The sequence below is a fragment of the Kushneria sp. EE4 genome (assembly GCF_977968315.1).
In genome coordinates this window covers 2,190,662-2,215,989 of record NZ_OZ386212.1, presented here as the reverse complement: position 1 = coordinate 2,215,989, position 25,328 = coordinate 2,190,662, and the positions used below count along the sequence as shown (strand labels likewise).

General features: G+C 60.7%; 26 protein-coding genes and 1 tRNA gene. 7 read left to right on the top strand and 20 right to left on the bottom strand.

Annotated features, from left to right (window positions below):
* Positions 1-2: 2 nt before the first annotated feature.
* Positions 3-794 carry a M48 family metalloprotease gene (locus ACXMYO_RS10080; RefSeq protein WP_438764399.1) on the bottom strand — a complete coding sequence of 264 codons (792 nt, stop codon included), beginning with the start codon at positions 792-794 and terminating at the stop codon, positions 3-5.
* 115 nt (positions 795-909) lie between these two features.
* On the opposite strand from ACXMYO_RS10080, the gene ACXMYO_RS10075 reads away from it, so the two are divergent.
* Positions 910-1,782, top strand: coding sequence for an ATP-binding protein (locus tag ACXMYO_RS10075; RefSeq protein ID WP_457808611.1), 873 nt, complete (start codon positions 910-912; stop codon positions 1,780-1,782).
* Between the two features lie 86 nt (positions 1,783-1,868).
* Positions 1,869-2,273: a hypothetical protein gene (locus tag ACXMYO_RS10070; RefSeq protein ID WP_457808610.1), complete on the top strand. Its 405-nt coding sequence runs from the start codon at positions 1,869-1,871 to the stop codon at positions 2,271-2,273.
* Between the two features lie 66 nt (positions 2,274-2,339).
* Here ACXMYO_RS10070 and ACXMYO_RS10065 read toward each other — a convergent pair whose 3' ends face one another.
* The 14 genes from ACXMYO_RS10065 to ACXMYO_RS10000 form a co-directional block, all read right to left on the bottom strand.
* Positions 2,340-3,047, bottom strand: a complete 708-nt coding sequence (locus ACXMYO_RS10065) for a hypothetical protein (RefSeq protein ID WP_457808609.1) — start codon at positions 3,045-3,047, stop codon at positions 2,340-2,342.
* A 108-nt stretch (positions 3,048-3,155) separates the two neighbouring features.
* Positions 3,156-4,559 (bottom strand): ribosome biogenesis GTPase Der, encoded by a 1,404-nt coding sequence (gene der, locus ACXMYO_RS10060; protein WP_457808608.1) that lies wholly within the window; start codon positions 4,557-4,559, stop codon positions 3,156-3,158.
* A gap of 203 nt (positions 4,560-4,762) precedes the next feature.
* Positions 4,763-5,980, bottom strand: a complete 1,218-nt coding sequence (gene bamB / locus ACXMYO_RS10055) for an outer membrane protein assembly factor BamB (protein WP_438764393.1) — start codon at positions 5,978-5,980, stop codon at positions 4,763-4,765.
* Entirely contained in the window at positions 5,977-6,645 is a 669-nt protein-coding gene (locus ACXMYO_RS10050) for a YfgM family protein (RefSeq protein ID WP_457808607.1), read from the bottom strand. The genes bamB and ACXMYO_RS10050 overlap by 4 nt, the downstream gene beginning before the upstream one ends.
* A gap of 59 nt (positions 6,646-6,704) precedes the next feature.
* Positions 6,705-8,021, bottom strand: coding sequence for a histidine--tRNA ligase (gene hisS / locus ACXMYO_RS10045; RefSeq protein WP_457808606.1), 1,317 nt, complete (start codon positions 8,019-8,021; stop codon positions 6,705-6,707).
* Positions 8,022-8,062: 41 nt separating this feature from the next.
* Positions 8,063-9,175 (bottom strand): flavodoxin-dependent (E)-4-hydroxy-3-methylbut-2-enyl-diphosphate synthase, encoded by a 1,113-nt coding sequence (gene ispG, locus ACXMYO_RS10040; protein ID WP_438764388.1) that lies wholly within the window; start codon positions 9,173-9,175, stop codon positions 8,063-8,065.
* A gap of 6 nt (positions 9,176-9,181) precedes the next feature.
* Positions 9,182-10,153 (bottom strand): RodZ domain-containing protein, encoded by a 972-nt coding sequence (locus ACXMYO_RS10035; protein WP_457808605.1) that lies wholly within the window; start codon positions 10,151-10,153, stop codon positions 9,182-9,184.
* A 66-nt stretch (positions 10,154-10,219) separates the two neighbouring features.
* A complete protein-coding gene (gene pilW, locus ACXMYO_RS10030) occupies positions 10,220-10,912 on the bottom strand; it encodes a type IV pilus biogenesis/stability protein PilW (protein WP_457808604.1) in 693 nt (230 codons plus the stop codon).
* Between the two features lie 118 nt (positions 10,913-11,030).
* Positions 11,031-12,164, bottom strand: a complete 1,134-nt coding sequence (gene rlmN / locus ACXMYO_RS10025) for a 23S rRNA (adenine(2503)-C(2))-methyltransferase RlmN (RefSeq protein WP_438764384.1) — start codon at positions 12,162-12,164, stop codon at positions 11,031-11,033.
* Positions 12,165-12,246: 82 nt separating this feature from the next.
* Positions 12,247-12,675, bottom strand: a complete 429-nt coding sequence (gene ndk, locus ACXMYO_RS10020; protein WP_457808603.1) for a nucleoside-diphosphate kinase — start codon at positions 12,673-12,675, stop codon at positions 12,247-12,249.
* Between the two features lie 154 nt (positions 12,676-12,829).
* Positions 12,830-13,156 carry an iron-sulfur cluster assembly accessory protein gene (locus tag ACXMYO_RS10015; protein ID WP_438764382.1) on the bottom strand — a complete coding sequence of 109 codons (327 nt, stop codon included), beginning with the start codon at positions 13,154-13,156 and terminating at the stop codon, positions 12,830-12,832.
* 52 nt (positions 13,157-13,208) lie between these two features.
* Positions 13,209-14,366, bottom strand: coding sequence for an aminotransferase class V-fold PLP-dependent enzyme (locus ACXMYO_RS10010; protein ID WP_457808602.1), 1,158 nt, complete (start codon positions 14,364-14,366; stop codon positions 13,209-13,211).
* A gap of 51 nt (positions 14,367-14,417) precedes the next feature.
* On the bottom strand, positions 14,418-14,894 hold the full coding sequence (gene iscR / locus ACXMYO_RS10005; protein ID WP_438764380.1) for a Fe-S cluster assembly transcriptional regulator IscR: 477 nt from the start codon (positions 14,892-14,894) through the stop codon (positions 14,418-14,420).
* Positions 14,895-14,991: 97 nt separating this feature from the next.
* On the bottom strand, positions 14,992-15,792 hold the full coding sequence (locus ACXMYO_RS10000) for an RNA methyltransferase (RefSeq protein WP_457808601.1): 801 nt from the start codon (positions 15,790-15,792) through the stop codon (positions 14,992-14,994).
* Positions 15,793-16,069: 277 nt separating this feature from the next.
* Here ACXMYO_RS10000 and ACXMYO_RS09995 point away from each other — a divergent pair, with 277 nt between their 5' ends.
* Positions 16,070-16,876 (top strand): inositol monophosphatase family protein, encoded by an 807-nt coding sequence (locus tag ACXMYO_RS09995; RefSeq protein ID WP_457808600.1) that lies wholly within the window; start codon positions 16,070-16,072, stop codon positions 16,874-16,876.
* A 104-nt stretch (positions 16,877-16,980) separates the two neighbouring features.
* Here ACXMYO_RS09995 and secF read toward each other — a convergent pair whose 3' ends face one another.
* The 5 genes from secF to queA all read right to left on the bottom strand — a co-directional run bounded on the left by secF (position 16,981) and on the right by queA (position 22,563).
* Positions 16,981-17,889 carry a protein translocase subunit SecF gene (gene secF / locus ACXMYO_RS09990; RefSeq protein ID WP_438764376.1) on the bottom strand — a complete coding sequence of 303 codons (909 nt, stop codon included), beginning with the start codon at positions 17,887-17,889 and terminating at the stop codon, positions 16,981-16,983.
* 12 nt (positions 17,890-17,901) lie between these two features.
* Entirely contained in the window at positions 17,902-19,746 is a 1,845-nt protein-coding gene (gene secD, locus ACXMYO_RS09985; protein WP_457808599.1) for a protein translocase subunit SecD, read from the bottom strand.
* Positions 19,747-19,939: 193 nt separating this feature from the next.
* A complete protein-coding gene (yajC, locus tag ACXMYO_RS09980) occupies positions 19,940-20,278 on the bottom strand; it encodes a preprotein translocase subunit YajC (protein WP_438764374.1) in 339 nt (112 codons plus the stop codon).
* 51 nt (positions 20,279-20,329) lie between these two features.
* Positions 20,330-21,448: a tRNA guanosine(34) transglycosylase Tgt gene (gene tgt / locus ACXMYO_RS09975; RefSeq protein WP_438768450.1), complete on the bottom strand. Its 1,119-nt coding sequence runs from the start codon at positions 21,446-21,448 to the stop codon at positions 20,330-20,332.
* A gap of 74 nt (positions 21,449-21,522) precedes the next feature.
* Positions 21,523-22,563 carry a tRNA preQ1(34) S-adenosylmethionine ribosyltransferase-isomerase QueA gene (gene queA / locus ACXMYO_RS09970; RefSeq protein WP_457808598.1) on the bottom strand — a complete coding sequence of 347 codons (1,041 nt, stop codon included), beginning with the start codon at positions 22,561-22,563 and terminating at the stop codon, positions 21,523-21,525.
* A 108-nt stretch (positions 22,564-22,671) separates the two neighbouring features.
* On the opposite strand from queA, the gene ACXMYO_RS09965 reads away from it, so the two are divergent.
* The 4 genes from ACXMYO_RS09965 (at position 22,672) to ACXMYO_RS09950 (ending at position 25,294) form a co-directional block, all read left to right on the top strand.
* Positions 22,672-22,759, top strand: a tRNA-Leu gene (locus tag ACXMYO_RS09965).
* A 131-nt stretch (positions 22,760-22,890) separates the two neighbouring features.
* Positions 22,891-23,622: a helix-turn-helix domain-containing protein gene (locus ACXMYO_RS09960; RefSeq protein WP_438764371.1), complete on the top strand. Its 732-nt coding sequence runs from the start codon at positions 22,891-22,893 to the stop codon at positions 23,620-23,622.
* A 325-nt stretch (positions 23,623-23,947) separates the two neighbouring features.
* Positions 23,948-24,976, top strand: a complete 1,029-nt coding sequence (locus tag ACXMYO_RS09955; protein ID WP_457808597.1) for an acyltransferase family protein — start codon at positions 23,948-23,950, stop codon at positions 24,974-24,976.
* A 183-nt stretch (positions 24,977-25,159) separates the two neighbouring features.
* Positions 25,160-25,294, top strand: coding sequence for a hypothetical protein (locus ACXMYO_RS09950; RefSeq protein WP_438764368.1), 135 nt, complete (start codon positions 25,160-25,162; stop codon positions 25,292-25,294).
* Positions 25,295-25,328: the final 34 nt, after the last annotated feature.

The following is a 25,328-nucleotide window of genomic DNA, read 5'->3' as shown; positions in this document are numbered from 1 at the left end:
GCTCAGGAGCTGACGTTGCCGCAGCTGGGGGTATGGCCGGCCGCGCGTGCCTGCTCCGAGAGCTTGAGCGCGCTTTGCATGCGGCCCTTGAGGGCCTCGCTGCGCTCGCCGCTGTTGGGGTGGGTCGAGGCCCACTCCGGGGGCTGGCCGCCGCCGGCGCTGGCCATGTTCTGCCACAGCGCGATACTGGCCTGCGGGTCAAAGCCGGCGCGTGCCATCAGATCCAGACCCAACAGGTCGGCCTCGCTCTCCTGGCGGCGTGAGTAGGGCAGCAGCACGCCATACTGAGCGCCGGCACCCAGAAGCTGGGCCAGCGCGTTGTTACCCGTCACGGACTGCACCACGCCCAGTCCGGTACTGGTCAAGGACTGGGTCGAGGTGCGCTCGTTGGCATGGTTGGCCAGCACGTGGGCCATCTCGTGACCAACGACCGTGGCGATCTGGTCCTGATCCTTTGCCACCTTCATCAACCCCGTATTGATCACGACGTAGCCGCCGGGCAGGGCAAAGGCGTTGGGTTCCTCATCCTGATAGACCCCAACGGTCCATTTCGACGGTCCCTGGCCCTCGGGCAGCGTGTCGATGATGGCATCGGCAATGCAGGTGACATAGCGGCCATCACGGCCGGTGGCCTGTTTGTGATTCTGGCGATACTCCTCGAAGGCCTGCTGGCCCTGCTGGTCGATCTCGCTGCTGTCAAACAGCGACAGCTGAGAGCGTCCCAGCGGCGAGGTGGTGCAGGCACTCAGGCCAAGGCTCAGAGCCAGTGCGCTCAGCATGGTCTTGCGCATCATGAACGGCAACACTCCTGTAAATGGTCGATGGACCCGACTGGACGCGCGCCAGGAGGGCACGGCAGGATAGCGGGATCATTGTCACATGACAGCATAACCCGATGCGGAGCCCTGAATGAATGAGCAGTTGAGCACACGCCTTCTGAACCTGCTGGACCGACTGGAACCGCTGTTACCGCCCGAGCAGGCCCCCATCGACTGGTCGCGCGATGTGGCCGCCCTCTGGCAGCGCCATGCGCTGGGCGGACGGCTGACGCCGGTGGCGCCGCGCGATAGCGTCAGCGTGGCCGAGCTGATCGGCATCGAGAGTCAGAAAACGGCGCTGGTCGAGAACACCCGCACCTTTCTGCGCGGACGGCCGGCCAACCATGCGCTGCTGTGGGGCGCCCGCGGGACCGGCAAGTCCTCGCTGATCCGGGCGCTGATCAACGATCTGGCCGGTGAGGGCCTGCGCCTGATTCAGGTCGACCGCCACGATCTGGTGGGGTTGCCCACCCTGGTGCAAACGCTCAGAGGCAGTGACTATCGCTTTATCGTCTACTGTGACGATCTCTCCTTTGAAGGCAGCGATGACGCCTACAAGGCACTCAAGAGCGTGCTGGATGGCACCCTGACCGGACCGCCGGACAATGTGTTGCTTTATGCCACCTCCAACCGGCGTCATCTGCTGCCGGAGAGCATGGCCGACAACAGTAATACGCAGGTCGTGGGCGGCGAAATTCACCATGGTGACGCTGTCGAGGAGAAGATTTCACTCTCCGACCGGTTCGGGCTGTGGCTGTCGTTTTATCCCTTTGATCAGGAGACCTATCTTGCGACCTGCGCCCACTGGGTTGCCCATCTGGGGGGGATGTTCGATGAGGCGGCAGACGCCGAAGCGCGTCGCTTTGCGCTGGCACGGGGCGTGCGCAGTGGCCGCGCGGCCTGGCAGTTCGCCATCGCCTGGACCGGGCGCGACAATACCCTCGAGAACGCCGGGGTCGACTAAAGCAGGGCTGAAAGTGGCGTGTCCCGAGTCAGCATGTTCGGTCGTTGATGCCACACTGAATGCTTTGATCAATGGAGCGTGATTTGATGAGAACAATGACAAAAGCGGTCATGGGAATGTTGCTGCTGACCGGCATGGCGGCAGGGCCGGTGCTGGCCGGCGCTTCCGACAGCCACAGCGAGCAGCAATCCCGGAGCAGCGAGCAGGGCGAACGTCTTTCCGGCAGTGCCATTCGCGACAACATTCTGGGCCATCGTGTGACCGGAGCCATGGCCGACGGCAGTCAATACAGTGAAGCCTACCGCGTCGATGGCACCATCGAAGGCGAGGACTATACCGGTCAATCCACGATCGAAAATGATCGGATGTGTCTTGACTACGGCAGCGGCGAGACCACCTGTTATCAGATCCGCATGACAGGAGACAACCGCATCGAGTGGCTTTCCGATGGTGAGGTGGTGGGAGAGGGCACCCTGAGCGCGATCGAGTAACCCCTTTGGGTAGATCGAATAACATCTCTGGGTAACATGGAAACCGGCGCTCTGGCGTCGGTTTTTTCATGGCTGCAGGGTGTCACGGTCTCTGGCGGTCGGGGCGGGTGATGCCGGCGCTGTGTCGGCTGCAGGTGTGGCGCGTTCCGGCGGTGCGGGAAGCGTGGCGGCGCTGTCCTGTGTGCCGCCATCGCCGATGTCCAGCGTAATGGTCGGGGCTGGAATCAGCTGCGCCATCTGGCCATCCAGGCGGGGTGTCAGGGAAAGCGTACTGCCCGCCGGCAGCTGCTGACGAACGGCCAGACGCTGTGCCAGTGTCAGCAGTTGTTGGTCGTAGGCAGTGCCTTCGCGTTCAGGCGTGTCGGGGAACAGCTCGATCGGCAAACGCAGGGTGGTCGGCTCGCCGCCGCGCAGTGCCACGGGTTCGTTCACGTCGCCAGTGACCGGCTCGGCGCCCGGCACCACAAGTCGCCAGGCGTAGCCTGCCAGTGTCACATCGGGTGCGGCGTCCGGTGGGGTCAGAGACAGCGGCAGATCGAGGCTGACCGGCATGCCGGCCAGATCAAGTCCGGCCCGGGCCAGCGCCGTGGGTTCCAGCGTCAGCGCATCCACGGGGACCGCCCAGCGGCCGATGCGCACGTTTTCCACGCCCATTGACTGCAGCGCCAGCCGGCCCAGCATGAAGCTTGCCTGTGGCAGGGCGAAACAGCCGGCCAGGGACAGGATGATGGCCATCAGCAGTGTCGGTCGGTATCGAGGCTTGCCCTGTCTCATCACGGACTCCCATCCATCGGGCGTTGAATGAACGCCTTCTGATGAAAGTCTGACCTGGATTGACGTCAAAGTCATACCAGGTCTTTTAATCATGAGTCTGACAGACTTTTAGCGTCGGTTCTTGCGAGCTTCCTTCGTGCGGGCAAGCTGGCGCGCCTTGGCCTTTTCACGGTCGCTGTCGCCGCTGTTTTTGTCATAGGGGTTGTCGCCGGAGCGGAACTCGAAGCGAATCGGCGTGCCCTTCACCTTGAGCACCTTGCGAAAGGTATTAATCAAAAAACGCTTGTAGGCGTCGGGCAATGAATTGGTCTGATTGCCGTGAACCACGATCAATGGCGGATTGGCGCCGCCCTGGTGTGCCATGCGCAGCTTGATGCGACGACCGTTGACCAGCGGCGGCTGATGCTCGCTGACCGCGTCCTGCAAAAGCGTCGTCAATCGGTTGGTAGACCAGCGTGCCGTGGCCGAGGCAAAGGCGCGCTCGATGGAGGGATAAAGGTCTCCCACAGCGGTGCCGTGCAGCGCCGAAATGAAGTGCAGGTCGGCGTAATCGGCAAACCCCAGACGTCTTTTGATGTCAGAGCGCATCTTCTCGCGGGCTTCCTGCTCGAGGCCGTCCCACTTGTTGACGGCCAGCACCAGTGCCCGTCCGGTGGTCAGCACATAATCCAGCAGATGGAGATCCTGCTCGACCAGCCCGGTGCGTGCATCGAGCACCACGATGGCCACGTTGCACTCCTTGATGGCATCCAGAGTCTTGATGATCGAAAATTTCTCGGCGGCCAGACTGATGTTCTTGCGCCGCCGCACGCCGGCCGTGTCGATCAGCACATAGGGCTGGCCGCGGCGCTCGAAGGGGATTTCAATGGCATCGCGCGTAGTACCGGCCTCGTCAAAGACCACGACGCGCTCCTCGCCCAGCAGCCGATTGACCAGAGTGGACTTGCCCACGTTGGGGCGGCCGACCACGCCGATTCGGATGCCGTTGGCGACCAGGTCCGGGTGGGTCTCTTCGGCTACCTCGGGGAAGGGCTCGAGAACGTGTTCGATCAGGGTAGTAACGTTGCGTCCGTGGGCGGCGGCAATGGCATGGGGGTCGCCCAGTCCCAGCGCCCAGAAATCGGCGGTGGCGATCTCTTCCTGCAGGCCGTCACTTTTGTTGACCACAAGCCAGGTCTTTTTCTGGTTGACGCGCAGATGGTTGGCGATGGCCTCATCGGCCGGCATGATCCCGGCACGGGCGTCCACCATGAAAAAGACGATATCGGCTTCATCGATGGCCAGCAGCGACTGTTCGGCCATGGCCGCATCGATCCCCATCTCGTCACCACTGATACCGCCGGTATCGATGACCGTGTAGGGCTTTTCGCCCAGCTGACCATTGCCGTAGTGGCGGTCGCGGGTCAGGCCGGGGAAGTCTGCCACAATGGCATCACGCGAGCGCGTGAGGCGATTGAACAGCGTGGATTTGCCGACGTTGGGTCGGCCGACGAGTGCGATAACGGGATTCATGAGGGTCCTGCACAATAGAGGGAGCGGGCTGTCGGTTTAACGAAGGACAGCGCTGATACCGTCCGTCCGGATCGAGGCATTCTAACCCGAAAGGCATGGGTATTCGAAATGTGTGACACGCCATGTCAGGGCGGGTGATAAATGAACGGGCCTTCCGGTTTGATACCGGAAGGCCCGCGCTGGGAGTACCGCTCGAGACCGGCTTACCGGCTGCCCATCTCCGTGAGGGCGTAGGCAATGAGCTCGCCGTCGTTGGTCAGCACGAAGACATGCTCGCCGTCGGTCAGCGGCGTAATGCTGATGCCGTCGCCGCCCGGACGGGTGCGGCCTTCCTGCTCACCGCTCTGGGCGTTGATGATGTGCAGATAGCCCTGATAGTCGCCGACCACCAGCTTGTTATCAACAAATACCGGTGCGCTCAGGGATCGGCCTTCCAGGGCGTCCTGGTTCCAGATGACGCGGCCGTTGTTGGCATCAAGCGCCATGATGTGGCTGTCGGCCGTGACCGTGAAGAGGTAGTCGCCGACCAGCACCGGGGTGTGATAGCTGGACTGCTCGCGGTCCCACAGCGGCTGGCCGTTACGGGCATCGAGTGCCATGACACGGCCGTTGTAGCTGGTCACGAACAAACGACCGTCCTGGGTCAGCACCGGCTGGCCGTCAAGATCCACCAGCTGCTCGACTTCGGTACGTCCCTGGGGGACAGCGACGCGCAGATCCCACAGCTGCTGGCCGCTGCGATTGTCGAAGGCAGCCAGGCGGCCGTTGGCAAACCCGGCAAACGAAACCGGATCAATGGTACGTGGTGCGCCGGTGCCGCGCAGGGTCAGGGCCGGCTGGGAGGAGGCGTAGAGCCACTGCTGATCGCCGGTAAAGCGATCAAGCGAGGTGAGCGTGCCATCCACACTCTGGACCACGACCTGGCCGCTGTTGAGCTGCGGCGGGGCGATCACTTCGCTGGACACTCGCGAGCGCCAGACGATCTCGCCGTTGTCCTCGTCAAGGACGACGACCTCGCCATTGCGGGTACCGGCAAAAAGCTGTCCGCTGTCCGCTGTCAGGCCGCTGGAGATAGGCGTGTCCAGCCGCTTTTCCCATTCGATCTGTCCGTTGTCGCGATTGATGGCCTTGACGTTGCCTTCGGCATCGCTGGCATAGATCGTGTCGCCCGAAATGGCCGGCGAGATCGGGTAGCGGGCACGGGTCAGCGAGCCGATGCCCCGTGACCAGAGCCCGTTCACGTTGACGCTTTGATCGATACTGGTCAGCTCGCGGGGCTGGGTGCCGGTCTGCACGTTGCCCGAACAGCCAGCCAGCACCACCAGTGAGGTGGCGCACAGCAGGGCGCCCAGCGGTTTGGCCATCAGCGCGAGTCGCTTGATGCCCGTGCGTGAAGAAGAGCCGTTTTCAAGCGTGCTCATGAAGCCTCCTGAGGCGCCAGATCATCGAGTTTGAGTTGTATGCCGGAGAGCTCCTGGTCGTTCTCGCGCGCCAGATTGACGGCGTCCTGCCAGGCACTACGCGCCTCGTCGGTATTGCCCAGCGCCAGCTGGACATCACCGCGGATGTCGGCGCCGCGCGCGGCCATGGCCTCGGGCAGCTGCAGGCCTTCGAGCGTACCAAGCGCCTGTTCGGCCTTGTCCTGACCCAGCTGTACGCGGGCCAGCTCCAGACCCGACATCGCTCGGATCTCGTCGCGATCGCTGCTCTGGCGTACCGCGTCAAGTGCCTGCTCGGCCGCCGGCAGGTCATTGCCGTCCACGGCCAGACGGGCCTGGATCATGCCGGCCAGATCGGCATACAGGGTGCCGCCGTGCTGATCACGAATGGCATCAATGATGCTCTGTGCGGCCTGGCGGCCGCTGTCATCAAGGCTGTCCCGGGAGGTCAGCTGGATCAGCTGCTGGTACTGGAGCGAGGCAGCCTCGGACTGCGCCTGCTGATGGTCCTGCCACCAGTGCCAGGCAAATAGACCGGCGCCCGCGATGATGATCCCGCCCAGAATCGGCTTGGCGTAGTTGTGCCAGAAGCGTTTGGCAGCCGCCAGCTGATCGTCTTCTTCGTTAATATTCAACTGATCCGCCACGTGCGGCACTCCTGTAGGTTCGATCTCATGACAGTCTCTGCCGGGTAGTCGAGAAAACGCTAAAGTCGGGTCGACAGGCCGCTGTCCGCCGGGCGCTCGTCGATCCAGCGTGAAAGGCGATCGACCAGCGAGGCGATATCCAGCTGCTGCTGGGGCGTTTCACCGCGCAGATCCTTGAGCGTCGCCGTACCGGCTGCCAGTTCCTCTTCGCCCAGCATGACGGCAAAGCGGGCACGGCTCTTGTCAGCCTTTTTGAGCTGGCTCTTGAAGCTGCCACCGCCGCAGTGTACCTGGACACGCAGACCGGGCAAGCGGCCGCGCAGGGTTTCACCCAGCACCAGCAGCTGCGTGTCGACACCTTCGCCCTGACCCGTCAGATAGACGTCGAGAATGTCTTCGGCGGCTTTGGGTACCAGATCAAGGGTTTCCAGCAGCAGGATCAGGCGCTCAACGCCCATGGCAAAGCCGACGGCCGGCGTTGGCTTGCCGCCCAGCTGCTCGACCAGACCATCATAGCGTCCGCCGGCACAGACGGTACCCTGACTGCCCAGCGCGGTGGTGGTCCACTCAAAGACCGTCCGGCTGTAGTAGTCCAGCCCGCGCACCAGCCGCGTGTTGATCACATACTCGATACCCAGCGCATCAAGACGCTGCTTCAGACCTTCGAAGTGAGCAACGGAAGCCTCGTCAAGGTGATCGATGAGCTTCGGCGCCGACTCGATCAGGGCCTGCATATCGGGATTTTTGCTGTCGAGAATGCGCAGCGGATTGCTGTCCAGACGGCGGCGGGCATCCTCGTCGAGCTGTTCCAGATGCGCGTTGAAATAGTCGACCAGCGTGGCGCGATAGGCATGACGCGCCTCGAGCGAGCCCAGCGAGTTGATTTCGAGCTGCACGTGATCAATCAGACCCAGCGCCTGCCAGAGGCGGGCAGACAGGGCGATCACTTCGACATCGATGTCCGGGCCTTCAAGACCAAAGACTTCCACGCCCACCTGATGGAACTGACGATAGCGGCCCTTCTGGGGGCGCTCGTGACGAAACATGGGGCCGGCATACCAGAGCCTTTGGGTCTGGTTGTGCAGCAGCCCGTTTTCGATGGCGGCGCGCACGACGGAGGCCGTGCCTTCCGGGCGCAGGGAGAGGCTGTCACCGTTGCGATCGTCGAAGGTGTACATCTCCTTTTCGACGATGTCGGTCACTTCGCCAATGGAGCGCTTGAAAAGCGCCGTCTGTTCGAGCACCGGCGTGCGCATCTCCAGATAGCCGTACTGCGCCATGAGCTGGCGCACGTGCTGCTCGAAGTACTGCCAGAGCGGCGAGCGCTCGGGCAGCAGGTCATTCATGCCTCGGATGGCCTGTAATTTACTGGACATTGATCGTTTATCGCTGCATTTCAAAAAAGGGCGCCCGGGCCTCAGGCGCGGGTGATGACATCCTGCTCTTCGGCTTCCTTGCGCGCCACGCGTTCCCGAATCAGTTTTTCGAGATCGTCGACAAGATGGTCATTGCGCAGCTTCTGGGCCGGTTTGCCATCGATGTAGATCAGGTTGGCGGGGCTGCCGCCGGTCAGACCGACATCGGTTTCCTTCGCTTCGCCCGGTCCGTTGACCACACAGCCGATGACCGAGACGTTCAACGGCGTCATGATGTCTTCAAGGCGCTCTTCCAGGGCGTTCATGGTGCCGATAACATCAAAGTTCTGGCGTGAACAGCTCGGGCAGGCGATAAAGTTGATCCCCTTGGCGCGCAGCTTCAGGCTCTTGAGCATGTCAAAGCCGACCTTGATCTCCTCGACCGGGTCGGCGGCCAGCGATACGCGAATGGTGTCGCCGATACCGTCCATCAAGAGCATACCGAGGCCGATCGAGGACTTGACCGTGCCCGAGCGCAGCCCGCCCGCTTCGGTGATTCCCAGGTGCAGCGGTTGCTCGATACGTCCGGCCAGATCGCGGTAGGCGGCGACCGCCATGAAAACGTCCGAGGCCTTGACGCTGACCTTGAAGTCGTGGAAGTCGAGTCGGTCGAGGTAGTCGATATGGCGCATGGCGGATTCGACCAGTGCGGCCGGCGTGGGCTCGCCGTACTTTTGCTGCAGATCCTTTTCCAGCGAGCCGGCATTGACGCCGATGCGGATCGGAATGCCGTTGTCGCGAGCGGCGTTGACCACCGCCTTGACGCGGTCTTCCCGGCCAATGTTGCCCGGGTTGATGCGCAGGCAGTCGGCGCCGAGTTCGGCCACGCGCAGAGCGATGCGGTAATCGAAATGGATATCGGTGACCAGCGGCACCGAGGTGCGCTGCTTGATCCTGCCGAACGCCTCGGCGCAGTCCATGTCCGGGACGGACACGCGGACAATGTCACCACCGGCGGCGGCAATACGCTCGATCTGTTCGACGGTGGCGTCGACGTCCAGCGTATTGGTATTGGTCATGCTCTGTACGGAAATGGGGGCATCGCCGCCCACGGGTACATTGCCGACGTAAATCTGGCGCGACTTGCGCCGTACGATCGGGGACTGGCTAATCATGATAAATCACTCCCCCAGGGTAAAACGGGCAACGTTGCTGCTGCCGACGTGTTGGGACATGTCAACGCGTTCGCCTCTGTAATCAATGGTGACCTGATCGGCATTGCCCACCGTCAGGCGAAAGGGCGGCACGCCTTCGATCGTGGCGGTGGTGCCACTTTGCTGCAAACCGCGCAGTACGGTGGTGCCGTTGGCATCACGAACATCCACCCATGACTCGCTGCCAAAACTCATCTGCATGTTGCGACCGCTGATTGCCGGATCGACCCCCGGCTCCTCGTCGCTGCCGGTGTCGACCAGCCCGCCGGTCGCCCCGTTGCGGCCTTCGGGCGTGTCGACCTGAAGCGTGCCGGGCTCGGGAGTGGTGTCACCACCACCTTCGGCAACCCGGGTGGCGAGTGCCGTATCCACCGGGCCACTGGCGGTCATGTTACCCGAGCCGTCACCTGATGTGTTATCAGCAGCGCTCGGCGGTTCAGGCGCCGGCGGCAGATCGCGATCATCGGTGCTGTCCTGTTGCGCCACATTTGGTTCCGACATGTTGGTGTCGTCGCCATAGCCCGGCGCGCTCTCACGCCCCTCCCACCATAGCAGGGTCATGACGGCCAGTATGACCACAACGGCCAGGGTTGCCACCCGAAATGCGATGGCCCCCATGCGTGAGGGGGGCTTGATGCTGCTGATGGGGGCGACGCGGCGCTCATCCAGATCGCTTCGGCCATGAACCCGGTCATAGGCGGCAACGATGGCTCGATCGTCGATGCCCAGCAGGCGAGCGTAGGCGCGCAGATAGCCCCGACGATAGGTCGGAATCGGAATCTGCTCAAAGTTGTCACGTTCCATGTCGGCGACCAGCGACGGACGCAGATTCAGCTGCTCGGCGGCGTCTTCCAGATGCAGACGCTGGCGTTCGCGCTCTTCGCGCAGCATGTCACCGGCACTCGGTTCTCCGGCGGAAGAGGCGGGCTGTTCGCTCATGCAGAAAATTCCTTGTTCGGTCGTGGCACGAAATGTTCCTTTCCCGGCGTTTGACGCATGAAGGCCCTATCCATCATGCAGCGCCTCGCCATCGAGTCTTCGAGACAGCTGCGTGCTTTCGTCATCGGCACCTGCAAGCCGGACATAGCGTTCGAGCGACACGCGGGCGGCGTCACGCTGCTGGCGTTGATATTGTGCCCGGGCCAGTCCCAGCCAGGCGCGCGGCAGGCGCTCATCAAGCTGAATCGCACGCTCATAGGAGGCAAGCGCGGCGACATGATCGCCCAGGCGGTCACGACACTGGCCCAGGTTGGCAAAAAGCTGGGCGCGGCGCTCGTAGCGCAAGTCAGAGGTGGCCTGTTCGAGCTGTTCACACGCCTGGGGGATGCGATTCTGGCTGAATAGAAACGCCGCGTAATTATTGCGCGCCTGGGTAAAGGGGGTGCGTGCGCTCAGGGCACGCTGAAAATATTGATCGGCGCTGGCTGTCTCGCCCTGGCGTTGATAGATCAACGCCAGCCCCTGCAGAGCTTCGGGGTCGTTGGCGGAGATGTCGATGGCACGGTTGAAAGCCTGCTGGGCGCGCTCGAGATCGTCTCGCTGCAGATAGGCCATGCCCAGCTGGGTATAGGCCGTACTCGGCGATTCCTCGGACGAGGCGATGCTGCTGCCCTGGCTGGCACAGCCTGAAAGCGTTGTAACGGTCAGCAGGGCCGTTATAACCAGCAATGTCCTGAGGGTACAGCGCAAGTGAATCATCGACTTCCTGACGTGATGAACATGCCCGAATCTGTCAAATATTAGCGAAAGCGTTGACCATCAAAGCGCCGGTACTGCATCAAGTCAAGCCGATAACCGACAGGGTCTGACGCTGTCGTCATGACGCGTCGAGCTGAACCGCCTTGATATAGCGTTCGGCACGTTTGGTACGGTCCTTGACGCGACCGACCAGCTGACCGCACGCCGCATCGATGTCGTCACCGCGGGTGGTGCGCACCGGGGCATTGTGGCCCAGCTCGTAAAGCCATGTCTGAAAGCGCATGACCTGATTGCGCGACGGCTTTTCGTAGCCGGCATGCGGGAAAGGATTAAAGGGGATCAGGTTGATCTTGCAGGGCAGATCACCCAGTACTTCAACCAGCTGCTCGGCATGTTCACGCTGATCGTTGACGTCCTTGATCAGGGTGTATTCGATGGTGATATGGCGGGTACCATCGCTTTTGGTCAGATAGCGCCGGCAAGAGTCCAGAAGCGTTGCAATGTTGTATTTGCGATTAAGCGGTACCAGGGTGTTGCGCAGTTCGTCGTTGGCGGCATGCAGGGAAATGGCCAGCGCCACATCGATTTCATCGCCCAGCTTCTCGATCATGGGCACCACGCCCGAGGTGGAAAGCGTTACACGGCGCTTGGACAGGCCATAGCCGTTGTCATCAAGCATCAGGTGCATGGCGGGGACGACATTGTCGTAGTTCAAAAGCGGCTCGCCCATGCCCATCATGACCACGTTGGTCACGGCGCGACGGCCGTCATCATGGCCCATTCGCCCGCCGGCGCTGGCCTGAGCCACCCAGAGCTGGCCGATGACTTCGGCGGCGGTCAGGTTGCGCTGAAACCCCTGTTTGCCGGTCGAGCAGAAACTGCAGTCCAGTGAGCAGCCGACCTGGGAGGAGACGCACAGCGTGCGCCGGCTGTTGTTTTCGGACGGAATCAGAACGGTTTCCACGAAGCTGCCGTCTTCTACTTCCAGCACCCATTTCTGCGTGCCATCGCTGGATTTGCCTTCGTAGACCACTTTCGGGCCCCGAATTTCGGCCACGCGTGCAAGCTTGTCACGCAGGGCCTTTGAAATATTGGTCATCTGCGAGAAATCATCGACACCCTCATGATGGATCCACTTCATGACCTGGGCGGCGCGAAATTTCTTCTCGCCCTGATCGATGAAAAATTGTTCCATCTGGCTGCGTGAAAGACCCAGAAGATTGACGGGCGTCGTCGTGGCAGTCTGTGTCATGGCAGTGAGCTCGCTGGTATCGTAGTAGAAAGAAGGCCGCCACCTGCCCGGCAGGCAGATGGCGGCCGAACGCGGCAGTCAATCAGCCGCGCGGGCAGATCTCTTCATCAGAGAAGAAATAGGAGACTTCGCGCTGGGCAGATTCCGGTGCATCGGAGCCATGAACGGCGTTGGCGTCGATGGAGGTAGCGAAATCGGCGCGGATGGTGCCGGCTTCGGCCTTTTTCGGGTCAGTGGCGCCCATCAGCTCGCGATTTTTGGCGATGGCGTTGTCACCTTCCAGCACCTGAACAACGACCGGACCGGAGGTCATGAAGGAGACCAGATCCTTGAAGAAGGGGCGCTCGCTGTGCTCGGCGTAAAAGCCCTCGGCCTTTTCCTGTGACAGGCTGACCATCTTGCAGGCCACGACCTGCAGACCGGCCTTCTCGAAACGAGAGATGATGTCGCCGACGGCATTTTTGGCAACGGCGTCCGGCTTGATGATGGAGAGAGTACGTTCCTGGGCCATGTTAAGGGCTCCTGACAGACTGATGAGTTCAAAAATATTCGTGATTCACGATAGCGCAGAGCCGGCAGCTGCTATAACAGCTGCCGGCTCCGGCAAAAATCGCGCCATTATAGCTGTCGCTGGCGCAACATGCATCCAGAGTGCAAGCGTCGGGTCAGACGCTGAAGCTCTCACCGCAGCCGCACTCGTCACGGACGTTGGGATTGTTGAAACGAAAGAAGCGGTTGAGCCCTTCGCTGACATAATCCACTTCGGTGCCGTCGAGCACGGACAGCGCCTCATTATCGACAATGACCCTGACACCGTGATCTTCAAACACCTGATCATCGGCATCGATGCGATCGGCATAATCGAGCACATAGCTGTAGCCCGAGCAGCCGCTGGGCTTGACCGCCACGCGCAGTCCTTCGCCGCTGCCACGCTCTTCGAGGACGTGGCGAATCTGGTGAGCGGCGGCTTCGGAAATCGAGATCCGGGCCATGATGTTGTCCTCCCCGGTGATGCGCATCGAGTGCGCGAAAGAATAAAAGTGTTCAGGCGCTCTGGCGCGTGCGCAGGTTTTCCAGAGCGTTCGAAATTGATTCAAGAGCCTGATCGATCTCCTCGGTCTGGCTGAAACGGCCAAAACTGAATCGAATCGAGGCCAGTGCCCGCTCCCGAGGTACGCCGATGCCGGTCAGTACGTAGGAGGGGTCCACGCTTGCCGAGTTGCAGGCCGAACCCGTGGACACCGCAAGCCCTCGCAGCGCCATGATCAGCGCCTCGCCATCAATGCCTTCAAAGCCGACATTGATGATATTGGGCACGTGCGCGCCGCCTTCGGCATTGATCCAGGTGCCCTCAAGACCACGAAGGCCCCGGCAAAAGCGCTGACCAAGCTGTTCAAGATGAGCGTTGTCGCTTGCCTGCTCGTCCTGCGCCAGGGCAAAGGCCTTGCCCATGCCGGCAATCTGATGCGTTGGCAGCGTGCCGGAGCGCATGCCGCGCTCATGACCGCCGCCGTGAATCAGCGCCTCGATCCGGGTGCCGCGACGGACATAAAGCGCGCCGATACCCTTGGGACCGTAGACCTTGTGTGCCGACAGCGACAGCATGTCGACGGGCAGGGCGCTCATGTCCAGGGGGATTCGACCGGCGGCCTGAGCGGCATCGACATGAAAGGCAGCGCCATGTTCTGCCGCAACGGTACCCAGCGCCTGTAGATCATTGATGCTGCCCAGCTCGTTGTTGACCGCCATCAGTGAGACCAGAATCGTGTCCGGACGCAGTGCCTGCTGCAGGGCTTCGGGCGATATCGTGCCATCGGTGCGAGGCGCAAGATACGTCACTTCAAAGCCTTCACGTTCCAGCGCTGCGGCACTGTCGAGCACGGCCTTGTGTTCGATGCTCGAGGTGATCAGATGTCGACCGCGGGCCTGATGAGCGCGCATGTAACCGATCAGTGCCAGGTTATCGGCCTCGGTTGCCCCCGAGGTCCAGACAATCTCGCGCGGGTCGGCACCGATCAGGTCACTGACCTGGCGACGGCCGGTCTCGACGGCCTGCTCGGCCAGCCAGCCCGACATGTGGCTGCGTGACGCCGGATTGGCAAAGGTGCCCTCCAGCGTCAGATGACGTGCCATGACCTCGGCAACACGCGGGTCGACCGGGGTCGTGGCCGCGTAGTCAAGGTAGAGAGGCATGGTGCTCATGATGCTTTCCTTTATTCAGCGTCATGACCATCAACACGACGCACAATAACGTTATGACGTATAAGCCACCGGCAGCACGGCAATCTGATTGGCGCTGTCCTGCTGTCGGCAGGCGATGCGCTGAACATCGTGACGATGGATCAGTTCCTCGAGCGTAATACGCTCGAGAAAATCATGTATGGCATCGGACAGATCGCTCCAGAGATGGTGCGTCAGACAGGTCGTACCCTGTTGGCAGTCGCCCGTACCCTGACAGCGGGTGGCATCAATGGACTCGTTGACCGCATCGATAACGCTGGCCACGGAAATATCCCTGGGCGCTCTGGCCAGAAGATAGCCGCCGCCCGGGCCGCGAACGCTGGTGACAAGCCCCTGACGACGCAGCCTGGCAAAAAGCTGCTCGAGATAGGACAGCGAAATGTCCTGACGTGTCGAGATATCGGCCAGGCTGATGGGCGAGCCATCGCCGTGCAGGGCCAGATCAAGAATGGCTGTAACGGCGTAGCGGCCCTTTGTCGTCAGACGCATGATCCAGATTCCGCAGCATGACAGTAATCGTTGATTATGATAATCCCGAGCGATCCGGTCAACAATTGCAGAGGGCAGCCGCAGCGGGTCGGACGACTCAGTGTGAGTCCTCATCCTGATCCGTCGGCCTGGTAGCACTGTTTTGCAGACGATCCACCCGCGTCAGAATGCCGCGCAGCATGTTGAGTTCCATCACATCCATCCGGCTTCTCATGTAAAGACGGCGCAGGCGCGCCATCAGCTGGCGCGGGTTGCCGGGGTCGTGAAAGCCGATATCGATCAGGGTGCGCTCAAGGTGTTCAAAAAAGCGCTCGGTGTCGGCGTGGTTGGCCAGCGGATTGTCCCACTCCACGCCAAAGGGATAGGCCGAGCCGGGCAGGGCGTCTGACGGGCCTGTCTGTGTGGCAAGGAAGGCCTGGCGACATTCATAGGCCAGCACCTGGACGGCTGCGGCCAGATTGAGCGAGCTGTAATCGCTCGATGTCGGAATGTGAACATGGGTATGGCAGCGCTGAAGCTCATCGTTGGTCAGTCCCTTGTCCTCTCGGCCAAAGACCAGGGCCACCGTGCTTTTGTTGTCCTGCATCTCGCCGGGCAGGCGGGCGGAGAATTCCCGCGGTGAGCACAGCGGCCAGGGCAGATGGCGCGAGCGCGCGCTGGCGCCGACCACCCACTGGCAGTCGGTGAGCGCCGGTTCCAGCGTGTCGTGCAGCGTGGCCCGCTCAAGGATGTCATCGGCGCCCGAGGCTCTGGCAATGGCCTCGGGCGTGATGCCGTCGCAGCGCGGTGCGACCAGCGAAAGCTGCTCAAGCCCCATGGTTTTCATGGCGCGCGCGGCGGCGCCGATATTACCGGGATGACTGGTGCCGATCAGAACAATACGAATGCGCTCTAGCATGAAAATCGCCGTGATACAGAAAACGTGGGCCGTTGGGCAGTAGAGGGCATGATTCTATCACGGTGCGCCCCCCGCCTGCCCTGATTGAGCGCTGGCGCGTTTGTGGCGTCTCTGCTAGCATCGTCGGCCACTTTTCCGGACAGTCCGCTTTTTCAGATCACTCATTTATCGCGTCGCCGGTGTGATGGCCCGAGGCCATGTCGCACCGGCGGCGTTTGACTCTGTCAGCTACTGACCCGCCTTCGCTCTTTAACAGCACTCGGTTCGAGGATTGATCATGCATCCAATGGTCCAGTTTGCCCTGCGCGCGCTGCGTGGCGCCCAGGAACAGTTCGTTCGCGTTCGCGACCGACTTGATATTGCCCGTGAAGACAACACGCTTGATACGCTGCTCAGCGAAACGGCCCAGCGCGCTGAAACCCTGATTGCCGCCCAGTTTGGCAAGGGCTACCCGGAACACGGCATGTCAGGGCGCTACATCGGCTGGAACGACGGCCGTGGCGAAGGACGTGATTACCACTGGAAGATCGAAATCTTCCACGGCTACGCCAACCTGGCGTCCGGCACCTCGGGCTGTGCGCTGTCGATGGTCTGCCTCTACAAGGGCCGTCCCGAACATGCCGTCATCATCTCTCCCTTTACCGATGAAGAATATCTGGTCAGCCGCGGTCGCGGTGCCCACTACAACGGTCGCCGCATGCGCGTGCCCACGCGCACCAGCATTGAAGGCAGCCGTATCGCACTGGGTTTGCCCGAAAGCTTTATGCGCGAGCGCTACTTCTCGACCTGGCAGATTCTGACCACTCAGCTGGGCGCACGTGTCGATATGCTGCGCGCATCGGGTTGCCCGCTGCTGGATATGCTGTCGCTGTGTGCCGGCCATGTTGATGCCGCCTTTATCCTGGGACTCGATGAGCAGGACATGCACATCGTCAGCCTGGTGCTCAAGGAGTGTGGTGCACTGTCCGGTACGCCGCAGGGGACGCCGCAGATCAAGGTGGAAGGGGCGCTCATGGCCGCCTCGCCACGCCTTTTCAAGCAGCTGGTACAGACCATGGGCAGCGCCGGTCTGGTGAACCTGTAACGTCTGTCAGCAAAAACGCCTGTGGTTGATACCAAAAAGGGCCCGCCTCATGGAGGCGGGCCCTTTTTTATCGTGCGTTTCAGCGTGAGAACGCGAAAGCAGCGTTACGGGGTTTCATCATCGGCGGCATTTTCGCGTTTGGCCGGGATCAGATCCTCTCGCTCCAGCCTGACCAGCAGCAGCATGGCCGCCGCCACGTAGATGGAGGAGAACGTCCCCAGCACCACGCCCACAATCAGGGCCAGCGCGAAGTTATGGATCATGTCGCCGCCCAGGAAAAACAGCGCCAGCAGCACCAGCAGGGTCGTGCCCGAGGTCGACAGCGTTCGCGACAGGGTCTGGTTGATGGCGTCGTTGAAGATCCTGACCAGATCGTTGGACTGGGAGCGTCGAATATTCTCGCGGATGCGGTCATAAACGATGATGGTGTCGTTGAGCGAGTAACCGATGACTGCCAGTACCGCGGCCAGCACCGTCAGATCGAAGTCGAGACCGAGCAGGGCAAAAAAGCCCAGCAGGATCACCACGTCATGACCCAGCGAGATCAGAGCACCAAGGGCAAACTTGTACTGAAAGCGAAAGGCCACATAGAGCGCCACCACGCCAAGGGCGATCAGCATGCCCAGCCCGCTCTGGTCGCGAAGCTGGTCGCCGACCTGGGCGCCAACATATTCGGCACGAACCAGATCGACCTGCTCGCCCTGGGCGCGCAGGGCACCGAGAACCTGCTGGCCGATGCCTTCATCGAAGGTCTGCTGCAGACGCACCAGTACGTCGGTATCGGCGCCAAAGGTCTGCACCGAGTAATTGCCAAAGCCTGCCTCGCCGAGTTCGTCACGAACCTCGTCCAGAGAGGGGGCCTGCGCGTAGCTCACCTCGACCTGGGTGCCGCCGGTGAAATCAAGACCCAGACTCAGGCCCTTGACGGCCAGCGCCCCGAGGGCGATGACCGTTAACAGGATGGAGATGATGTAGGCAGCCTTGCGCTTGCCCATGAAATCAATTTGCGTCATTTGCCGGCCTCCTCAGATCCACAGCTTCTTGAGCGACTTGCCGCCTACGACAAGGTTGGTAAGGGCACGGCTCACCATGACAGCGGTAAATACCGAGGTCAGAATGCCCAGCGAGAGCGTGACCGCAAAGCCCTTCACGGGACCGGTACCGATCGAGAACAGGATGACCGCCACCAGCAGGGTAGTGATGTTGGCATCCAGAATGGCGGTAAAGGCGCGCTCATAGCCGGTATGAATGGCCTGCTGTATGGAGCGACCCCGCATCTCCTCGCGTATGCGCTCGAACACCAGCACGTTGGCGTCCACCGCCATGCCAAGTGTCAAAACGATACCGGCAATGCCCGGCAGGGTCAGGGTGGCGCCCAGTACCGACATGGCCGCGATCAGAAGCGTCAGGTTGACCGTCAGGGCCAGATTGGCGATCAGACCAAAGCCCTTGTAGCGCACGATCATGAACGCCAGCACCAGAATCAGGCCCACGATGACCGACATGACGCCGCGATCAATGTTCTGCTGACCCAGGCTTGGCCCGATCGTGCGCTCCTGCGCGAAGTAAATGGGCGCGGCCAGCGAGCCCGAACGCAACAGCAGCGACAGTTCGCGTGCCTCGGTCGGTGAATCCAGACCGGTGATGCGGAACTGATTGCCCAGCGCGCTCTGGATGGTGGCCAGACTGATGATGCCGCGCTCGGTGTAGGGCACGCGCTCCTCGATTTGTTCACCGTCGCGCGTGACGGTGCGCGTACGGGTCTTGTGTTCGATGAAAAGCACGGCCATGTTGCGCCCGATATTGGCGCGCGTGGCGCGGTTCATGCGGCTGCCGCCCGGGCCATCAAGATTGATGTTGACCTGGGGGCGACCGCTGTCATCAAAGGAGGTGCTGGCGCTGGAGACGCGATCACCGGTGATAATGACATCACGCTCGAGCGCGGCTCGACGACCGCTGTCGTTACGGAAATCGAACGCCTGCTGCTGATCGGCGCTGGTGCTGTCGCTGGCTTCCAGGCGGAACTCGAGGTTGGCCGTTGCCCCCACGATACGCTTGGCCTCGGCGGTATCCTGCACGCCCGGCAGCTCCACCACGATACGGTTGGGGCCCTGACGCTGCACCAGCGGCTCGGAAACGCCCAGCTCGTTGACGCGGTTGCGAAGCGTTGTGAGGTTCTGATTAACGGCGTAGTCCTGAATGTCGCTGATGGCCTGGTCGGTCAGCGTCATCTCGAGCACCGGGCCTGCGTCGTCATTGTTGGCCAGGGTGAACTCGTTGTACTGCCGGCTGAGCAGGGCTCGCGCCTGGCTGCGATCTTCTGCGTTGGCAAAGGTGAAGCGGATTTCGTTATCGCCGGTGGTATTGTTGCGATAGCGAATGCCTTCGCTGCGCAGTGCCTCGCGCATGGCGCTGGCGTTGACATCCAGACGCTGATCGATGGCTGCATCCATGTCCACTTCGAGCAAAAAGTGTACGCCGCCGCGCAGATCAAGCCCCAGATTCATGGGTTTGGCGCCGATGCTCTGCAGCCACTGCGGCGTCGAGTCGGCCAAGTTGAGCGCGACGGTGTAGCCCTGTCCCAGCGACTGGCTGACCACATCGCGAGCGGCGGACTGCTGCGAGCTGTTCTCCAGTCGTATCAAGGCGGTACCGTCGTCAAGCTCTCGTGACTTGATGGCGATGCCTGCCTGCTGGAGTATCTGATCGACACGATCCATCTCGCCGTTGCCGACGCTTGTACTGCTGTTGGCCGCGCTGATCTGGATGGCCGGGTCCTTGGGGTACAGATTGGGCAGTGCATAAAGAACGCCCACAATAAACACGAGGAGTATCAGCAGATACTTCCAGAGGGGATAACGATTGAGCATCGTGGCCCTGTCCTGATTGGCTGGTGGCTCAAAGAGCGCTTTTGGGGTCGTATCAATGACCACAGGGCCCGGCCAATGGTTCAATCACCACTGAACGAGCCCCGGGTAAAAGACGACATGTTGTGTCCAACACGTCGCGAGCAGGTAATGGCCCCGCCGATACGAAAGCGACGCTCGCCTGCCGTTACTGGGTTCAGATCGATTTCAGTGTGCCTTTGGGCAGTACGCTGATAACCGAGCTTTTCTGAACGTTGACTTCAGTACCTTCGGCGATTTCCAGGGAGATGAATTCGTCACCGACCTTGGTCAGACGTCCCATCAGGCCACCGCTAATGGCGACTTCATCGCCTCTGGAAAGCTCGGACATCAGCTTCTTGTGTGCCTTGGCACGCTTGGACTGCGGACGCCAGAGCAGGAAGTAGAAAATCAGTACAAAGCCGACCAGCATGACGATCTGACCGATGGCACCTGCGCCACCGGCACTGCCGGCGCCTCCTTCTGCCATGGCTGCCGGAATCAGGTACTCGAGCATGAGGTTTCCTCTAGGAATGATCTTGTTCAGTGGTGCTCTGTTATAAGCCGTTTACGCCTCAAGTGGCGGGACCGACTGGCCCCGGCGCGCATAGAACGCTGCCACGAAGTCCGCCAATGTACCCGCTTCGATAGCCCCGCGCAAACCGCTCATCAGCTGCTGATAATGTCGCAGATTATGGATGGTATTGAGCTGTGCACCCAGCATTTCACCGCAGCGGTCCAGGTGGTGCAGATAGCTGCGTGAAAAGTTCTGACAGGTGTAGCAGTCGCACCCTTCTTCCAGCGGTCGCGTGTCGTGGCGATGGGTGGCGTTGCGAATGCGAATGACGCCGTCAAAGGTAAACAGATGGCCGTTGCGGGCGTTGCGGGTCGGCATGACGCAGTCAAACATGTCGACGCCGCGACGCACGCCTTCGACCAGGTCTTCGGGCTTGCCCACGCCCATCAGATAGCGCGGCTTGTCATCCGGCATCAGCCCCGGCAGATAATCAAGCACCTTGATCATCTCTTCCTTGGGCTCGCCGACCGACAGCCCACCGATGGCCAGACCGTCAAAGCCGATCCGTTCCAGCCCTTCCAGCGAGCGTTCGCGCAGTTCCCGATGCATGCCGCCCTGGATGATGCCAAACAGCGCAGCAGGGGAGTCGCCATGGGCGTCCAGTGAGCGCTGCGCCCAGCGAAGCGACAGCTCCATCGAGGTCCGGGCTTCCTCGAACGTGGCCGGGTAGGGGGTGCACTCGTCAAAGATCATGACGACGTCGGAGCCCAGCGAACGTTGCACTGCCATCGACTCTTCCGGGCCCATGAAGATTTTGGCGCCGTCGACCGGTGAGCGAAAGTGAACGCCGGCCTCGGTAATCTTGCGCATGTCGCCCAGCGAAAAGACCTGAAAACCGCCCGAATCGGTCAGGATCGGCTTGTGCCACTGCGCAAAATCGTGAAGATCGCCGTGGGCCTCGATCACCTCGGTGCCCGGTCGCAGCCAGAGGTGAAAGGTGTTGCCCAGAATGATGTCGGCACCGGTGGCCTCAACATCCTTTGGTGTCATGCCCTTGACGGTGCCATAGGTGCCTACCGGCATGAAGGCGGGGGTTTCAACGCTGCCGCGTGGGAAGGTCAAACGCCCACGGCGGGCGCGACCATCGGTTGCCATGCGCTCAAAGCGCATAAAGCAGTCCTGTCTCATGAAAGATCCTGTCGGTACCTGAAAATCATCAATACAAGGGGCGTCATGACGTGCAATCAGCCGCACTGCCGGGTGAGATACATGGCGTCGCCGTAGCTGAAAAAGGCGTAGCGTTCATCAACCGCGGCCTGGTAGGCCCGCATGATGTGGTCATGGCCTGCAAAAGAAGCCACCAGCATCAAAAGCGTGGATTCCGGCAGATGGAAGTTGGTGACCAGCGCGTCCACGCACTGCCATTGATAGCCGGGATAGATAAAAATATCGGTGTCGCCGCTGAAGGCCTCGATTGTCTCGCTGGTGCTGTGTCGACAGGCGCTTTCCAGACAGCGCACGCTGGTCGTGCCCACGGCAATCACTCGACTGCCCCGGTCCTGAGCGGCGCGTACCTGTGCTGCCGTCGCCTCACTGACCTCGATCCATTCACTGTGCATGTGATGCTCGAGGATATTGTCGACCCGGACGGGCTGAAAGGTGCCGGCGCCCACGTGTAGCGTGACAAACGCCTTCTCGATACCCCGGCTTTCCATCGCCTCAAGCAGTGCCTCATCGAAGTGGAGGCCGGCGGTAGGGGCGGCAACCGCGCCATCGTGGCGCGCATAAACGGTCTGGTAGCGCTCGCGATCGGTGTGCTCGTCTTCGCGCTCGATATAGGGCGGCAGCGGCATGTGGCCGTGCGCTTCAAGAAGCGCGACCAGCGGCGTGTCGCCCTCAAAGCGCAGCTCGAACAGGGCGTCGCGTCGGCCTTCCACCACAGCGTGGATATCGCCTTCGAAGACAATGCGGGTGCCGATTCTGGGGGCCTTGCTGGCGCGCAGGTGGGCCAGGCCGCGATGGGCATCCAGCGGGCGTTCCAGCAGCATCTCCACGCGTCCGCCACTTTCCTTGTGGCCGAAAAGGCGCGCGGGAATGACGCGAGTGTCGTTAAACACCACCAGATCGCCCGGCGCCAGATGCTCAAGAAGTGCCGGAAAGCGGGTGTGTTCAAGATCACCGCTATTGCCATCGACGCACAGCAAACGACAGTCGCTGCGCTGGTCGCTGGGGTAACGGGCAATCAGCTCATCGGGCAGGTCAAAATGAAAGTCGGCGCGCTGCATCGGTTATCAGGGTCGGTTTTGTAAAAGGGGTGGCATGATAGCGGATGGTAGCGGTCGGCGTCATTGACGTGTTGGCCACGACTCGTATAATACGCCTCGCGCAACACTGCCGGTGTGGCGAAATTGGTAGACGCAGCGGATTCAAAATCCGCCGGACTAATCCTCCGTGTCGGTTCGAGTCCGACCACCGGTACCACTCCCTCCTTTTGTTGTTGCTTCTGTCGCATTCCCCGCTTTTCGTTTCTTTGCTTGCCACCTCTCCCCGCAGGGCGTGTATTCTAGTCGATTGTATCTGTTTCAATCGCTCACGACATGGAGGGAGCCCGGGTGTCCCAACAAAGCTGTATGGTTCGGCATTTTCAGCATTTTACCGATCTCTCCGAGTCGGAAGTCGAACTTTTGAGTACGCTTGAAAGATCTCCCGAACAGCTCAAAAACGGTGATTTCCTGTGGCGTGAAGGCGAGCCCGCCGAAGAACTGGCCGTGCTGAGCCAGGGCTGGGCCTATAGCAGCTATCTGCTGGAAGATGGCAGCAGGATGATTCTGGACATCTTCATGCCCGGCGATGTCATCGGTCTTCGCGAATATGCCATCGATGTCCATCAATCGACCATCGAGGCCATTACCGACTGCACGTTTTGCCGCTTTCCACACTGCCATCTGGACAACGTTTTCGAAAAATCCGGCCGGTTGACCAGCACCTTTTTTTCCATCTCGGGCATTCAGCAATCCATGCTGGTCGAGCGCATGGTCAACCTGGGGCGCCGGAATGCGCAGAGCAAGCTGGCTCATTTTCTGTGTGAAACGCGCAGTCGCCTTTCCCGAACCAATGAAGGCGGGCTCAATGAGTTCAGGCTGCCGCTGTCTCAGCAGATGCTGGCGGATCTGATGGGATTGACGCCGGTTCACGTCAGCCGGGTGTTTTCCATCCTGCGCGAGCAGTCGCTGGTCTATCGCGACCGTCACCGGATCAGCATTCCGGATATCGGTCGACTGGAAGAGTTTGCCGATTTCAGGGAAGGCTATCTTCGGATGCGGCCGAAAGCCTTTGATGTCTGAGTTGTCGCGTCAGGAGGCGTCGGGCAGAAATCCGGAGCGCGGCAGCGGGCTTGATGAATCCCTGGCGTATTAAAAAGCTAATACTATATCGCGTATCAAGGCCTGGCTTTTCCATGTTTTAAATTGCCGAAAACAAGAACTTTCAGTACTTAAATGTAGGGTCGGCTGTCACTAATGTTTTATTTTTAGTACACAGACGTTAACACGGCCCGAAACTGGCAAATCGGCATAATTTACTTTCTTTTATTACATTAGATTCCTCTGCCAGTGTCATCTGTCAGAGGGTCCGGTAATGGCCAGCGCAAATGTTTCCAAGGCTCCAGCGATGGGTCGTATAAGGTGGATGGATGCCCTCAGGGGGCTTGCCATTACCATGGTGGTTTATCTTCACAGTGCCGATTCGATGTCGCTCAAGTTCGAGGACCTCGATCCCATCTTTACTCAGATCAACGGCTATTTTTCACCCTTTAGAATGCCGGCGCTGATGCTGCTTTCAGGGCTTCTGGTGGCAGGGTCGATGCGCAAGGGGGCAGGGCGCTACTTCAAGGGCAAGCTGTCGGGTATTCTTTATCCCTACGTTATCTGGTCAATCATCTGCTATGGCCTTTTTATCTACAGGGCTCATTTCAATGGCAAGCCAGTGGTTGAATTCTGGCACTCGCTGTTTTTCGAGCCGATGACCTATTTATGGTTTATCTATTACATCTTCTTTTATTACGTTATTTCCTTTTTCGTGCTCAGATTGCACTGGAGCGTCTCCATTCTGGGGTCGCTGGCGCTTTATCTGGTTTTGAAGGATACCGAGTTTGACCGCTTCATGTTCCACCTGCCGTTTTTTATCCTGGGCGGTGTGCTGGGCTATCATCTCGAAGCGTTCAAGCACTTTATCGAGCGCACCAGCTGGCTGGCCGGGCTGGCACTGGCCGGGCTTGTGAGCTGGTATGTCATGGCCTATCACGGCACGGTCGCCACCGGCGGTGCCTATCAGCCCATTTCCATGGTGCTGGCACTGGCCATGACGCTGGTGCTGCTGCGAGTGGTCACCTTCAAGTGGGCCGCACCGGTATTTCGCCCGTTTGAGTGGTTTGGCCGCAACTCGCTGGTGCTGTTTCTTGTGCACTTTCCGGTCACCTGGGTGGCGCCTGTCCTCCTCACCCGGGTTGTACACGGTGACCCGGACATGGTCTTTCCGGTTTATTTTCTGGCGGTGCTGGCCATCAGTTCGTTGGCAGCGGTCATGAACAATCGCAGCTCGCTGTTCTCAATGCTGTTTACCGCCAATGCGCTGCTCGCTCGCAAAGCGCCTGCCCGATCAGAGGAACGAATCGGTAATGTCAGTGTTGCCCGTGATTAGTCAGTCGTAGGGTGTCCTGCCAATCGACATGACCGGCTTTCGAGCCGGTCATGTGTTTTTTGAAATGACAGACCACTCTTCGCAGGCAAGTGCAACGGGCCCTGAAAGCCCCTAGAATGTCGGCATTCATGTGGCCGGACAGGGATCCAGGTCATGTCTTGTCGGGCCTGAACGGGAGCACCCATGAGCGAGGGCGTACTGCACTTTTTCTTTATTACGTCAGGCGCAATTCTGACGCTTGTCTTCTTCCCGCTGCTGGCCATGGTGCTCTGGAAAATACTGCGGCGCTGGCGTGAGGAAAAGCGCACTCGGCACTGATCAGGGCGCCGCAGTATTCGCGCTGTCAGGCATT